Origin of the sequence: Ruminococcus bromii (genome assembly GCF_002834225.1) — a bacterium.
GTDB lineage: Bacteria > Bacillota > Clostridia > Oscillospirales > Acutalibacteraceae > Ruminococcoides > Ruminococcoides bromii.
This window is the reverse complement of sequence record NZ_NNSR01000072.1, coordinates 72,654-85,977: the sequence shown is the minus strand read 5'-3', so window position 1 is coordinate 85,977 and position 13,324 is coordinate 72,654. Positions and strand designations below refer to the sequence as shown.

17 protein-coding genes and 1 pseudogene are annotated in these 13,324 nt (G+C 40.1%); all 18 read right to left on the bottom strand.

Annotation, left to right across the window (positions count from 1 at the left end; genetic code table 11):
* Positions 1-8 precede the first annotated feature (8 nt).
* Positions 9-503: a stage III sporulation protein AB gene (locus RBATCC27255_RS08430; RefSeq protein ID WP_101029578.1), complete on the bottom strand. Its 495-nt coding sequence runs from the start codon at positions 501-503 to the stop codon at positions 9-11.
* Positions 493-1,443 carry a Flp pilus assembly complex ATPase component TadA gene (locus RBATCC27255_RS08425; RefSeq protein WP_101029577.1) on the bottom strand — a complete coding sequence of 317 codons (951 nt, stop codon included), beginning with the start codon at positions 1,441-1,443 and terminating at the stop codon, positions 493-495. Before RBATCC27255_RS08425 ends, RBATCC27255_RS08430 begins: the two co-directional genes overlap by 11 nt.
* 161 nt (positions 1,444-1,604) lie before the next feature.
* A pseudogene (locus RBATCC27255_RS10810) lies at positions 1,605-1,685 on the bottom strand (type II toxin-antitoxin system YoeB family toxin); the annotation flags it as partial.
* A gap of 68 nt (positions 1,686-1,753) precedes the next feature.
* Positions 1,754-2,014, bottom strand: a complete 261-nt coding sequence (locus RBATCC27255_RS08415; protein WP_101029576.1) for a type II toxin-antitoxin system RelB/DinJ family antitoxin — start codon at positions 2,012-2,014, stop codon at positions 1,754-1,756.
* 141 nt (positions 2,015-2,155) lie between these two features.
* Positions 2,156-2,575 (bottom strand): SecDF P1 head subdomain-containing protein, encoded by a 420-nt coding sequence (locus RBATCC27255_RS08410; RefSeq protein WP_169923306.1) that lies wholly within the window; start codon positions 2,573-2,575, stop codon positions 2,156-2,158.
* 133 nt (positions 2,576-2,708) lie between these two features.
* Positions 2,709-4,694, bottom strand: a complete 1,986-nt coding sequence (gene ligA, locus RBATCC27255_RS08405; protein WP_101029574.1) for an NAD-dependent DNA ligase LigA — start codon at positions 4,692-4,694, stop codon at positions 2,709-2,711.
* A 62-nt stretch (positions 4,695-4,756) separates the two neighbouring features.
* A complete protein-coding gene (locus tag RBATCC27255_RS08400) occupies positions 4,757-5,335 on the bottom strand; it encodes a hypothetical protein (RefSeq protein ID WP_015524032.1) in 579 nt (192 codons plus the stop codon).
* A gap of 82 nt (positions 5,336-5,417) precedes the next feature.
* Positions 5,418-6,362 carry a DUF5640 domain-containing protein gene (locus tag RBATCC27255_RS08395; protein ID WP_101029573.1) on the bottom strand — a complete coding sequence of 315 codons (945 nt, stop codon included), beginning with the start codon at positions 6,360-6,362 and terminating at the stop codon, positions 5,418-5,420.
* A gap of 95 nt (positions 6,363-6,457) precedes the next feature.
* A complete protein-coding gene (locus RBATCC27255_RS08390) occupies positions 6,458-7,573 on the bottom strand; it encodes a THUMP domain-containing class I SAM-dependent RNA methyltransferase (RefSeq protein ID WP_101029572.1) in 1,116 nt (371 codons plus the stop codon).
* Between the two features lie 105 nt (positions 7,574-7,678).
* The gene (hpf, locus tag RBATCC27255_RS08385) at positions 7,679-8,215 is read right to left on the bottom strand and encodes a ribosome hibernation-promoting factor, HPF/YfiA family (protein ID WP_101029571.1); all 537 of its coding nucleotides are present in this window, start codon (positions 8,213-8,215) and stop codon (positions 7,679-7,681) included.
* 27 nt (positions 8,216-8,242) lie between these two features.
* Positions 8,243-8,734 carry a S1 RNA-binding domain-containing protein gene (locus RBATCC27255_RS08380; RefSeq protein ID WP_101029570.1) on the bottom strand — a complete coding sequence of 164 codons (492 nt, stop codon included), beginning with the start codon at positions 8,732-8,734 and terminating at the stop codon, positions 8,243-8,245.
* A gap of 36 nt (positions 8,735-8,770) precedes the next feature.
* Positions 8,771-9,145, bottom strand: a complete 375-nt coding sequence (locus RBATCC27255_RS08375) for an FtsB family cell division protein (RefSeq protein WP_101029569.1) — start codon at positions 9,143-9,145, stop codon at positions 8,771-8,773.
* Positions 9,117-9,611 (bottom strand): spore cortex biosynthesis protein YabQ, encoded by a 495-nt coding sequence (yabQ, locus tag RBATCC27255_RS08370; protein ID WP_169923305.1) that lies wholly within the window; start codon positions 9,609-9,611, stop codon positions 9,117-9,119. Before yabQ ends, RBATCC27255_RS08375 begins: the two co-directional genes overlap by 29 nt.
* Positions 9,612-9,619: 8 nt before the next feature.
* Positions 9,620-9,892 (bottom strand): sporulation protein YabP, encoded by a 273-nt coding sequence (gene yabP, locus RBATCC27255_RS08365; protein ID WP_101029567.1) that lies wholly within the window; start codon positions 9,890-9,892, stop codon positions 9,620-9,622.
* Between the two features lie 83 nt (positions 9,893-9,975).
* The gene (locus tag RBATCC27255_RS08360) at positions 9,976-10,218 is read right to left on the bottom strand and encodes an RNA-binding S4 domain-containing protein (RefSeq protein WP_101029566.1); all 243 of its coding nucleotides are present in this window, start codon (positions 10,216-10,218) and stop codon (positions 9,976-9,978) included.
* Between the two features lie 71 nt (positions 10,219-10,289).
* Entirely contained in the window at positions 10,290-10,565 is a 276-nt protein-coding gene (locus tag RBATCC27255_RS08355) for an HU family DNA-binding protein (protein WP_101029565.1), read from the bottom strand.
* 17 nt (positions 10,566-10,582) lie between these two features.
* The gene (gene mazG / locus RBATCC27255_RS08350; RefSeq protein ID WP_101029564.1) at positions 10,583-11,380 is read right to left on the bottom strand and encodes a nucleoside triphosphate pyrophosphohydrolase; all 798 of its coding nucleotides are present in this window, start codon (positions 11,378-11,380) and stop codon (positions 10,583-10,585) included.
* A 78-nt stretch (positions 11,381-11,458) separates the two neighbouring features.
* Positions 11,459-13,315, bottom strand: a complete 1,857-nt coding sequence (locus RBATCC27255_RS08345) for a putative polysaccharide biosynthesis protein (RefSeq protein ID WP_101029563.1) — start codon at positions 13,313-13,315, stop codon at positions 11,459-11,461.
* Positions 13,316-13,324: the final 9 nt, after the last annotated feature.

Sequence of the window (13,324 nt, the reverse complement as noted above, 5' to 3'; positions counted from 1 at the left end):
TACTACCTCTAAATCATCATAAGGGCGATTGCACTTCCTGCAAAAAATCCCATTGTTTTATATAGCTTTGATTTTTTTGTTATGGCATCAAGGGCTGATGAAAGCTGTTTTGAAAATGACACCTCGTAGAGTTCAAGATGTTTTAACTGTCCCTCCGTATCGGTTTTTCCGAGCTGACCTCCGAAATCGTTCAGCATTGAAATATCGGATTTTGAAAGCGGTATTTCAGAAGATAATTGTTTTACCCTTTCAAGCCACAATTCGTCAAAAGGTCTGTCACATTCTGCAAAAAGCAATAAATCAAGGCTTGAATTTTCTGCACAGGAATTAACCAGAGTGAAGATATCATCACCGCTGTAGCGAAGATTTGTTGCAAGCAATGATATAAATTCCGTGAATGATTTCAGAAAATCTCTGCGTTTATATAACCTACCCGACAAAACAAAACCTATCATTGTACCCGTGCAGACAACAAGCAAACATCCTATGAGTTTAAACGGCAAAGTTGTCACCTACCTGCGATATTTTCACAATTTCACCTGCGTGGGTTCGATTTGACAGAAACACAAGCGTTTGAAATGCTCCTGTTTTCATAAGAGAAACCATGTTTGCTTTCTGTTTCAGTTCGTATTCATTTGCACAATGCGTTGATGAAATTATCCGAACTCCGCAGTTGACCGATTTTTCAACGGCGTAGATATCTTCTTTTGAGCCGATTTCATCGCAGATGACAATTTCTGGTGCCATACTGCGGATTGCGTGAAGCATTGCCTCACTCTTGTTGTATGAATCATAGACATCACACATTCCGATATCATTCTGAAATTTACCCGATGCCGTGCCTGCAAGCTCTCCTCTTTCATCAATCAGAGCAACATTCTTCTTGCCCTTGGTTGACAGAAGTCTTGCAAGGTCACGAAGTACGGTTGTTTTTCCGCTGCAAGGTGCTCCGCATATGAGAACACCTCCCGAAACGGCAATTATCTTATTATAAAGAGAATCCGCACAACCCTTATGCTCCCTTGCAATGCGGACATTGATTGAGGTTATATCACGGATATTCACAATTTTTCCGTTGTTTACAACCGCTGTTCCGCAGATTCCTGCCCTGTGACCGCCGTACATTGTGACAAAGCCGTTTACAATTTCGTTCTGTCTGTTATACACGGAGTAGTTACAAATGTTGTTGAAGGTATCGACAATATCGGCTTTTGAAACAACAAGCATTGCACCGTCAAGGATTGTGTTGCTAAGTCCGCCGTTTTGCGTTAAGTAGTATGTATTATCGGGACAGACAAGTGCAAGCGGTCGTGAAAGCCGCAGTCTGATTTCCTGAACCGAATCGACTAATTTAGGCGCAAGCGGTAAAAGTCTGCGTGAAATATTCTTACAAAGGCAGTTGAGTGCCGCCGTAAATCTCTTTTCGTTTTGTTCAGCAAGCATATTTTAGATTCCTCCCAAAAGAGTTTGTACAATAAATACTATGCAGACAAGCACAGTCATATGTCAAAAGGGCATAAAAAAATCCCCCGACATAAATCGGAGGATTTGAAGTATTTTATTTTGAAATATAAGCTGTTACTCGTAGTGTCCTTTGCAGGCGATTATACAAGAGGTTCAGGTTTTCCTATTCCTTCAAAAGGATTACGGCAAATATCGGTAATGATTCTGTTAATCTTCTTTAGCGTTTTCTTATCTTAAAATTGCCAATATACATAATCTTCCCACGCATGGGATTCCCAAAGAATTTTCATCAGTCTTCACCGTCAATAAGTGCGTGTTCAGAAAATGTTGCTTTTCCATTTTTAATATCAGCAGCAATTTTTTCAAGATAGCGAATATTGCTTTCTGAATAAAAAGGATCTGCTGTTATTTCAAACGGTATTCTTTTTTCACGACCAACCTTAACAAGAAACATTGTTATTGCCGAAGACATAGTGAGTCCCATATCTTTTAATGCTTTTTCTGCATTTTCTTTAATATCTTCTTCAATTCTAAAGTTTATCTGTGTCATAAAAAGCACTCCTTTCATCATTATTATATATCGTTAAATATACAATGTCAAGCATTTGCTATACATATTCATTAGTAAGTATTGTAAATTATAAATGAACATAAAAATCCCCCGACATAAATCGGAGGATTGAAAATTGTTTTATTTGCTTTTTATTTCACTAAAGATAGCAGCATATTCTTCGTTAGTGTAATCACCTGTAAAATTAATATTGCCGTCAGTAATTTCAGCATTTATCTGCGGTTTTGAAACAGTCTTTCCGTTAATAACAAACCGAACAGCAGAACCGATATTATTTTTAGTGTAGTCTGCAAACTTATCAGTTCCGTCAGCTGTAAGCTTCATATTTAACACCATACCGTTAATATCATCAAGCAAACACACATACTCGATTTGAGATGACTCAATAATAACTTTGTTTTCATCTTCATTATCACGGATTTCTACATTGGTCGGATTATAAATTTTCGGCAATTCAGCATTTGATGTCTGCACTGTTTCATAAACCGAGGTTGAAACCTGAGTAGTTGTATTTTCAGCAGAAGTATCGTTACTTTTCACATTTCCGCTGCAAGCAGATAACAAAACAGCAAGTAAAGTTACAGCAGCTAAAATTAAATATTTTTTCAATTCAAGTACCCCTTTCGCCATAATTATACAACAGCATATATACAGTATCAAGTATTTATTGTAACTATTTCATTGACAGCATTTCTTTTAATTCTTCTTCGGAAATTATTGTAACGCCTAAGGTTTGGGCTTTGGTTAGTTTACTGCCGGCATCTTCGCCTGCTAAGACATAGGAAGTCTTTTTTGAAACTGATGAGCTTGTTTTGCCGCCGTTCTGTTCAATGAGTTTTGAGGCTTCACTTCTTGTCATTGTCGGAAGTGTGCCTGTGAGGACAAAGGTTTTGCCCTCAAAAAGACCGCCTGTATTTTTCGGCTGTGACGGTTTCATTTTTAATCCGAGTGATTTAAGGTCTGCAATAAGCTCCTTTGTACCGTCAAGTGAAAAATAATTTTCAAGGCTTTCTGCCATAACAGCACCGAAGCCGTCTATTTTTTCAAAATCCTCAGCCTTTGCGCTCATAATATCGTCAATTGTTGCAAAGTTTTCGCAGATTATCTTTGCGGCTTTAAGACCTATGTTACGGATTCCGAGAGCAAAAACAAGCCTGAAAAGTTCGTTTTCTTTTGATTTTTCTATTGAAGAAATAAGATTTTGTGCTGACTTTTCAGCCTTGCGTTCAAGGCTTGAAATATCTTCCGCTTTAAGTCTGTAGAGGTCGGCAGGGGATTTTACGAGTCCTTCGTCTGAAAGCTGTTCGAGAATTGCAGGACCGAGTCCGTCAATATCCATTGCGTCACGGCTGACAAAGTGAATAAGATGTCTTGTCAGCTGTGCGGGACAGTCTGTGTTCGTACAACGGATTGCCGCCTCGCCCTCATCGTGTGTAACAGGGTTACCGCATGACGGGCATACTGACGGAAATTCAAACGGCACGGCATTTTCAGCGTGTTCCTTAACGGAAAGAACTTCGGGAATAATCTCGCCTGCTTTTCTGATTATAACCGTATCTCCTACGCAAATACCTTTTTCATCTATAAAATCTTTATTGTGGAGTGTGGCACGGCTTACTGTTGTTCCGGCAAGAAGTACGGGTTCAAAGTTGCCTACAGGAGTAAGCACCCCTGTTCTGCCGACATTGATTTCAATATTGAGAAGTTTAGTAGGCTTCTCCTCGGGAGGATACTTATATGCCTCTGCCCATTTAGGGTATTTTGCGGTACTACCGAGAAGTCGGCGGCTTGCGAAGCTGTCAACCTTGACAACAGCGCCGTCAATTGCATAATCAAGCTCTCCACGCATATTTCCTATGCGCTCAATTTCCTCAATCACCTCGTCAACATTATCGTAAACGCTGTAAAATGCAGTCGGAAAGCCGAGTTCCGTAAGATAGTCAAGCCCCTGAATATGGCTTTCAATCGTCATTCCTCTGATTTGCTGGATATTGAACACGAATATATCAAGACTTCTCTGAGCGGTTATTTTTGCATTTTTCTGACGAAGTGAACCTGCGGCGGCATTTCGTGGATTTTTAAAGGTTTTTTCCTCGTTTTCTTCCTGTCTGCGAGTAAGTGCGTCAAACGAATTGAACGACATATACACCTCACCACGAACCTCGAGATATTCGGGTGCATTCGGAATACGCTTTGGCAGACTTTTAATTGTCATAAGATTTTCGGTTACATCTTCACCGACAGAGCCGTCGCCACGGGTTGAACCTCTTACAAAAACACCGTTTTCATATTCGCATGATACGGAAAGACCGTCAAATTTAGGTTCAACAACATAGCGTACATTTGGCACGGTTTCTCGCACTCTTGCGTCAAATTCACGAAGCTCTTCGTGTGAAAAACTGTCGTGAAGGCTTTCCATTACAACCTCATGAGTAACGGGAGAAAACTTTTCTCCTGCATTACCGCCGACTCGGTTTGTCGGTGACATAGGCGACTTAAGTGACGGAAATTCCTTTTCAATATTCTCAAGTTCACGCATGAGCATATCGTAATCGTAGTCGGAAATTTCCGGTTCGTCCTGATTGTAGTAAAGGTTGTTATGATATTCAAGCTGTTTTGTAAGCTCTTCCACACGGTTCTGTGCTGTTATAAAATCCATTTTGGTTTCCCCATATCATAAATTTATCGGTAAAATAAGTATCTGCACCTGTGTTTAAAATATTACCTGTTATTAACCTGTGAAGTTCCTTTTTCACGGAGGAAGGTTGATTCAAGGTCTGCAAGGTGAAGCTTTACGGCAAGAGGATATTTGTCATAAGCCTGACTGATTGTATTGCTGTTCTTGTCACCAAATTCGCCCATATGCCAACGAATTGCCATAGCCTCGTCAATTTTAAGGTGCATTTTGCGTTCAATAAGAAAAACTGACTTTTCGCCGTGACCGTATGGGAACTGATCTTCAATTGCATAGTAGGGAACTTTTTCCCACTGACCTGTTTTTTCATTCTTGACATTTCTGCTTGAAACCTTGTAGAACTGAGCCTTGCACAAATCGTGAAGAAGTCCGCAGATTGCAAAACTTTCAATATTGTCGGTTTCTTCGTCATAGTGCTTTTCCATCATTGTATTGAATACGCTGACGGAGTGCATTACAAGACCGTTTTCACAGGCGCAATGATATTTTGAACTTGCAGGGGCGGTAAAAAAATCGGTTCTTTTGAGCCATTCCAGAAGCTCGTCAGCACCCTGTCTTGTGATATATTTGTTGTAGATTTCAATAAATTCTTCCTGCGGCGTCATATTATTCCTCCTCATATTACTGTATTTTTAAAAAGGCAACAGCAGATAATCTGCCGTTGCCCTGCGTTAAAAGTTCAAAAGATTATTTTGCCGAAGTTGTGGCTGCCTCGGTTGCTGCCGCTGTAGTAGCCTTTGCAGAACCGTCATCCTTTGTGTAGAGAATATCGTTGAGCTTAAGTCCGTCCTTTTCAACCGAATAAGCAACATCCATTTCAACTTCATCTGTATAATAATACTTTATGATAATTGTTTTATTTTTGATTAAATATGTACCCTCAGCCTTGACGGAGTCAGACTGGTTAATCTCAACAGTACCGTCATCATTGAACTTATAGGTCATCTTTGTATAACCGTTGTCATATGTCCAAGTGCCTGTAACCTTATCGTCTGCCTTAAAATCTTTGTCAACCTTAAGTTCAGGCTTAACAACATTACCGGATTTGAGCTCAGCCTTTTCGTCTGATGTTGAAGTATAAAGTTCAAGAGTTTTGCCTGTGAACATATTTCCCGAAACAGCATAATTGCAGCTCATCTGACTGCCGTTGAGAACTCTTTCAAGGGTTTGATTTCCCGATTTGTCAGTTGAAACTGTGTATGTACCGTTCCATGTCATTGTACCCACTGTGAAATCAAGTGTGCCGTCATTATAAAATGTGTAATAAATATCAAAATTAGCAGCCTCATCACTTGATGATGTATCACTTGACATCGGAACAGATTGAATCCATGTTCCTACAATGCTTGTGTCAAAAAATGCCTTGGTTACAAAAAGAGTAAGAGCAACAGCCGCCACAATCACGACACTGATGATGATAGGAAGCTGAAGTAACTTCTTCTTTTTTGGAGCAGGAGTTGTTTCTGTGGCAACGGCTTCTTCTGACATCCCATCAATATTCTGAGGTGTGTCTTCGTTGTTTTCTGCAAAAGCTGCAAACTCTTCTGTATTTTCTGTGGTTTCTGATGTTGTATCTGTGTTGGTGCTTTCTGATTCGTTTTCAGGTGCTAAAAATTCTTTATTCTCGTCCAACTGTGATACCTCCTTAAATTTTGTCATCGCTTTCTATCATACTATAAATACGAAAGAAAATCAACTGTTTTTTACGCCGACGCAATGTAATAAAATTATTTAAAATACATATAAAGCTGACATTTCAGCGTGCCGTTATAAAGTTTGCGCCGTTTGTCGGCCTTTCTGCCGAAGATTTTTTCAAAATCATCATCGGGACTTATAACGGTATAGCTTTTACCCTTTATTCTTTTGAAACGCTCGCCCATAACTGCGTACAGCCTTTCAGCCGATTTTACATCAAGCAGCCGTTCGCCGTATGGCGGATTTGTGATGATTGTCTGAAAACCGTCCTCAAGCTGAAAATCTTTAATATCACGGTTTGCAAATGTTATCCTGTCGGCTACACCTGCAATTTCTGCATTTTTCTTTGCAATTGCAAGGGCTGAATCATCTATATCGTAACCTGTTGCCCTGAATGCTGCGTCATGTCTTATTTTCTGCCTTGCGTTTTCTCTTGCTGTTTCAAAAATATCTTTCGGTACACAGTTCCAATGTTCACAGGCAAAATAGCGGTTAAGTCCCGGAGCAATGTTCAGTGCTTTCATTGCCGCTTCAATAAGAATCGTGCCACTTCCGCACATCGGATCTGTTACAAAATGATCGGCTCTTACTCTTGAAAGCTCAACCATTGCAGCCGCGAGCGTTTCTTTTATGGGTGCGTCATTTGAATCGGCACGATAGCCTCTTTTGTGTAAGCCTGCTCCCGAAGTATCAAGCATTATGCTAACCTTATTATGAAGAATGAGGAACTGGATTTGGTGCGGCGCGCCTGTTTCATCAAACCACGGGAGCATATATTTTTGTGAAAGGCGGTCTGCAACAGCCTTTTTTACGATTTTCTGACAATTCGGAACACTCATCAGGTCAGAATCCAAGCATCTTCCCTTTACGGGAAAGGCCTCGGAAATTCCTATATAATTCTCCCACGGGATTGCCTTTACACCCTCAAACAAATCGTCAAAGGTGTGAACTTCAAATTCCGCAAGAAGAATGAGCATTCGTTCCGCATAGCGTGAGTTTATGTTAGCGAGTGCAAGAGTTGACCAATCGCCCGTAAAGGTAACTCTTCCGTTTTCGGCATTAACATTTTCAACGCCGAGATATCTTAGCTCGTTTGCACAAAGTCCTTCAAGACCGAATATGCAGGGAGCGGAAAATTTCATATTCATATTTTTCTCCATCATTTAAAACGATATTTAACCGGCTGTTTTACAGGAATACAGACACAAAAAAACAGGGCATCGGAATTAACCGATACCCCTTGCTTTTAAGAATCAGTCGGTTGTTGGCTCGAGCAAACCGTAGTTACCGTCCGCACGCTTGTAAACAACATTGATTTCATCGGTTTCGGAATTGATAAACATAAAGAAGTTATGGCTTACCATATTCATCTCAAGAATAGCCTCGTCAACTGTAATTGGTTTGACAAGTATATGCTTTTTACGAACTACGCTGTAATCATCATCCTCCGGTTCTTCAGCCTGAGAAGCCTCCATGATTAAATCTTCAATACCGGCGGATTTAATTTTCTTTTCAAGTCTTGTTTTGTTCTTGCGAATCTGACGCATAAGAACATCACAAACCTTGTCAAGTGCATCATTCATTTCGGGCATTGTGCTCTCTGCACGATAAATCATACCGCTGTCACGGATTGTAATTTCTACAGTCTGACGATTTTTTTCGAGGGTGACAACTACATTGACAGAAGCATCCTCTGAGAAAATACGGTTAAACTTTGAAAGCTTTTTCTCGCATCTTTCCTTAAAATTATCTCTGAGGTTGACTTTTCTTGCTGTGTAGGTGATTTTCATAAAATCTGCCTCCCTTATATTATATTTTTATTTTCTGCCGTTGCCGTTGCCTCTGCGGCTGTAGCCACGGCTTTCTCCGCCACGCTTAAGGTCAGACATCTTGTCCTCGCTTGTCTGCTTGAACTTTGACATCATATCCTCAAACGAAGAGGGAGCATTTCTGCGTGAACTTTGCCACTCATAATCACCCGGTGATGTTACGGGCGGAGCGGGCTTGTATGGCTCTCTGCTTCTGTGATTCTGCCTTTGAGGTTTGTCAGGACGCTTTCTCTGATGCTGTTGCTCCTTCGGAAGAGCCTGTTTCATAGACAGGCTGATTTTTCCGTCATTAAGTGCAAGCACCTTTACCTTTACTTCTTGTCCGATTTTTACATAATCACTGATTTCATTGATGAAGGTAGGTGCAACCTCTGAGATGTGTACCATACCGGTTTTTGAATCCGGCAAATCAACAAACGCTCCGAATTTTGTAATACCTGATACTTTGCCTTCCAGAATCATTCCGACTTCAATAGCCATATAAATTTATTACCCCTTAAAATTATTTCTACCCTTTTATTCTCCGGCAACATTGATAAAAATTCTCTCACCGTCACCGACATAGCCTAATTCATCTTTAGCTATTTTTTCAATATATTTTTTGAGATCGTCACCCTTGTAATCCTGTACCTTTTTGAGGTACTGCGACTGAATCTCAACAACACTGATTTGTTGCTGCAAATCAGTAAGCTCAGACTTTTTCTCGGCTATCTGAACATTTTGATTGATAATTGTAATTACGGCATAGAATACAAAGCCTACAATCGCAAGATATATCAAAATGTATCTTCCCTTTTTACGCTTTTTCGGAGTAATCTCCTTGATTTCATTTTCTTCGGGATGCTGAGAAAATGCAGTGCTTTTATTTTCTTTCCTTGTGCTTTTTTTCATTTTTAAAACTATCTGCTTTCTCTACTGAGTTATTATCATTGTTTCTAAATATACCTTTATTCTTATTCACATTATACAATATCTTGTTGCTGTTTTTCAATAGCTTTTTCAGAATTTTTTTAATTTTTCGGGAAATTTTCACACAAATTCTTTCACCGAAATAAATCAACGGACAATAAACAAGCGACAAAAGCCGACCTACGGTCAGTCTGCAAACCAAAAAACCGATGATTGAGCCGAACATTACAAACACTCTGACAAATCCGAACATATATGCCGCCGAGAAAATAAACAAATTAAGCGACACAATGAGCACATAGATAAGGTCAAGAACAAAAACAGAAATTTTGCTTTTACAAAATGTCATTCTGATAATTTTAAATATATCATAAAACAGACCCGCCGCTGTGCCGAATATCAGCGAATACAAAAAAGCCGTTGTCTGCTGCGAGAAAGTCAGTTCCAAAATTACACCTACTTAAAAAGTTTTGAAAGCTTTGATTTTGACGCACCGCTGCCCAAATACTGCATTGCGTTAATTTTGCCGTCAATGGACACATCACCCGTTTCAAGGTTAAGCTTGTCAATATGAAGATTTTCACCCTTAATCACAAGGCATCCGCATGAGGTCTTGACAGAAACGGTTTCTTCGTTGAAGCCCGGCACATCCTCCGCACCTGTCATGACAAGCTTTCCCCTGTTATCAAGCATTACTGTGTGATTCTTAACCTTTGGCGTTTCCTGCATAAAAAAACCCCCGTACAAATTAGTTATCAGTAATTTATACGGAGAATTAAATAAAATTATTCTTTTTATTTGACAAAATAAAATCAGACAACCGCCTCATACATTGTTGCGGCATCTTCCTTGCGAACAACCTCTTTTACATCTGTGACCTTTACTTTCACGCTTTTTGAACCGAGTGTGATTTCAATTACATCGCCAAGCTTAACATCGTATGACGCGCGGGCAACCTTATTGTTTACGGTAATTTTACCTGCGTCACAAGCCTCATTTGCAACAGTTCTGCGTTTGATAAGTCTTGAAACCTTGAGATATTTATCAAGTCGCATAAATCCACTTCCTTCCGATAAAAAATAGGGTAATGACGCACAGCGGCATCATTACCCGAAAAGAAAACAAATTACTTGTTTACAACATCCTTGAAGCCCTTGCCTGCCTTGAATGCAGGAACCTTTGAAGCAGGAATTTCAATTGATTTACCTGTTCTTGGGTCACAACCTGTTCTTGCATTTCTCTGACGCTGTTCAAATGTGCCGAAACCTGCAATCTGAATCTTTTCGCCTTCAGCTACTGTATTGATGATTGTTTCAATTGTTGATGAAACAGCCTTTTCAGCATCCTTCTTTGAAATGCCGCTCTTTTCTGCTACAGCAGCAATAAGTTCTGTCTTGTTCATAATAATAAACCTCCAATTTAATTCTTAGATAATTTAACTTCATCCCAAAGGGAATTAAGTACTGATAATGATGCCGTTTTCATATCAATTCCGCGCTCATTTGCAAGCCTTTCAACTGATGAAAAGCGGTCAGTAAATTTATCGCAGGCGTCGTAAAGTGCATGCTCACTGTCAATATCAAGAAATCTTGCGACATTTACCGCTGAAAAAAGAACATCACCGAGCTCTTCACGCTGATTTTCCTTATCTTTATTTTCAACAGCCGTCTTAAGTTCTTCACATTCTTCAAAAAGCTTGTCAAGGGCGCCGTCAACATTTTCCCAGTCAAAACCGACCTTTGCAGCCTTCTGCTGAATTTTTGTACTTCTCATAAGTGAAGGAAGTGCCTTTGACACACTGAGAATAGCCTGAGTCTGAGTTTTCTGAGATTTTGTTTTCATCTTGATTGCATCCCAGTTTTTGAGAACCTTTTCGGTTGTGTCAGCTTTGACATCTGCGAAAACATGAGGATGACGGATTATAAGCTTTTTGCAGATTCCGTCACAAACATCGTTAATATCAAAGGTTCCCTGTTCGCTTTCAATTTCAGCATGAAGTGCAACCTGAAGAAGAACATCGCCGAGTTCCTCTTTTAGCAAATCAAGGTCATCGGTATCAATAGCCTCAACAGCCTCATAAGTTTCCTCAATAAAATTTGAGCGGATTGACTTGTGAGTCTGTTCTCTGTCCCACGGACAACCGTCGGGTGCACGAAGGACTTTTACTATCTCAACAAGGTCATTAAAATTATAATTTTCTTTTTCTGTAAAGTTCATTCGTGACATCTCCGATAATCTTATTAGACCATGCAAATTTTATCTGAAAAGCGGAAACAACCGCAACAGATATATATTTTACCTAATCAGTCCGAATTTTTCAAGTGTTTTTGCGATTTTCTCACCTTTCGGCAAAAATTTCAATTCTGTTGCCGTAAAAGCACGCAATATCAACAATACAGCAATATAAACGATAACCGCAACAATGATTGCAGTTGCAAGAGAAATTGCAATTGACATTCTTGCAGAACCGATAATGCTGTCCATAAGGTGATACACACCAAACGCAGAAGCGGCACTTGCAATCGCACCGATAAGCGGTTTTACCGTTGTACCGAACAAATCAGGCTTGATTTTTGAATATCTTATAAGAAGATACATTCCAACAATTGTCATAATTGCATAGGTAATCATTGAACCGACTGTTGCACCCTGAACATTGATTTCCGGAACGCTTACAAACATCCAAGTAATGCCGATTTTAACAGCCATACAAACTGTGTACAGCTTCATTGGAAGATCAACCCTGCCGATACCCTGAAGCATACTGCACACAGGAGTTGACGCCGCACCAAAGATTGTTGTGACGCCCATAATCAGAAGTATTCTTCCACCGACATCGGTAATGAGAGGATCGTTGTACACAAGGCTCATAACAGGAAAAGAAAGTGCCATCATACCGAGAGCCATCGGGAATGTAAAGAGCATTGTCAGACGGATAACGGTTTCAATTGACTTTTTAAGCTCATCCTTGTTGCCCTTTGTCCACGCACTTGTTACATTCGGCATAGCACTTGAACCGAATACCTGTGTTACGGCTGTTACAAGCTGAAGAAAAGTGAGGGCGGCTGAGTAGCAACCCCAAAGGCTGGTGTGGATTGTCTTTGTGTCGGCATAGAACATATCGGCTGTGAAATACTGACTGTACTGTGCCTGCAGAGCCTGCGGATTGGTTTCAATCATATTGAGCAGCACACGCTGAACGATTACCTGGTCAATAAGAGAGCCTACGCTCATAATAAGTGAACCCATTGCAACAGGAATGGCTGTTTTGAGAATCTTGTTAAAAGTTTCTCTTCTTGAACGAGCCTCAACAGAATTGCGATAATACTCTTCGGGGATTCCGTCGCCCTGAATTTTAAACTTGAGAATGTAGAACACAAATGACGCGGCACTTCCGAGGGTGATACCCATAATTGCACCTGCAACCGAGAATGAAACGATTGTCTGGTAAGCCTCGGTTTGATTTGCAATGTAAAGTCCGAAAACCGTGCCTGACTCAGCATAAGAATTCATACCGAGGTGTGCAATGATGTAAGCGAGGAATGCACCGATAAAGAGCTTAATCGTTGCCTCGATAATTTCCGAAACGGCAGTCGGCATCATATTGCGCTGACCTTCATAGTATCCTCGGTAAATTGAAACAAGACAGCCAAAGAACACCGTCGGAGAAAGGCAGAGCATACCGAGCAACGAATACGGAGACTCTATAATCTGAACATAGATAAAGCTTGCACCGACAAGAATTGCAAATGAAAGAATGCCGACAATAACGAAGAATGGTATTGAAACCTTATGAATCTGCCTTACATCATTGAACCGTTTTTGAGCTGTACTTTCAGATACAAGCCTTGAAATTGCTATCGGCAGACCGCCTGTTGCAACAGTAAATATAACTACAAAAATTTCATAGGCATTACTGTAAAGACCAAGACCGAAAGATGCAAAATTGACGGTTTCTGTTCCGCCGGCAACGGCTTGTTCAAAAGAAACACCGGAGAAAATACCTGTAAGAATAACCTTGTCAAGAAGTCCGAAAACCTTGACAATTACCATACTTAAAGTAAGAATTGCCGCACCTTTGACAAAGGTTTGAGAAGCGTCTTTCTCGGCATTTGCAACGGCATTGTATTTTTTAGTTTTTAATTTAGACAAAAATAATCA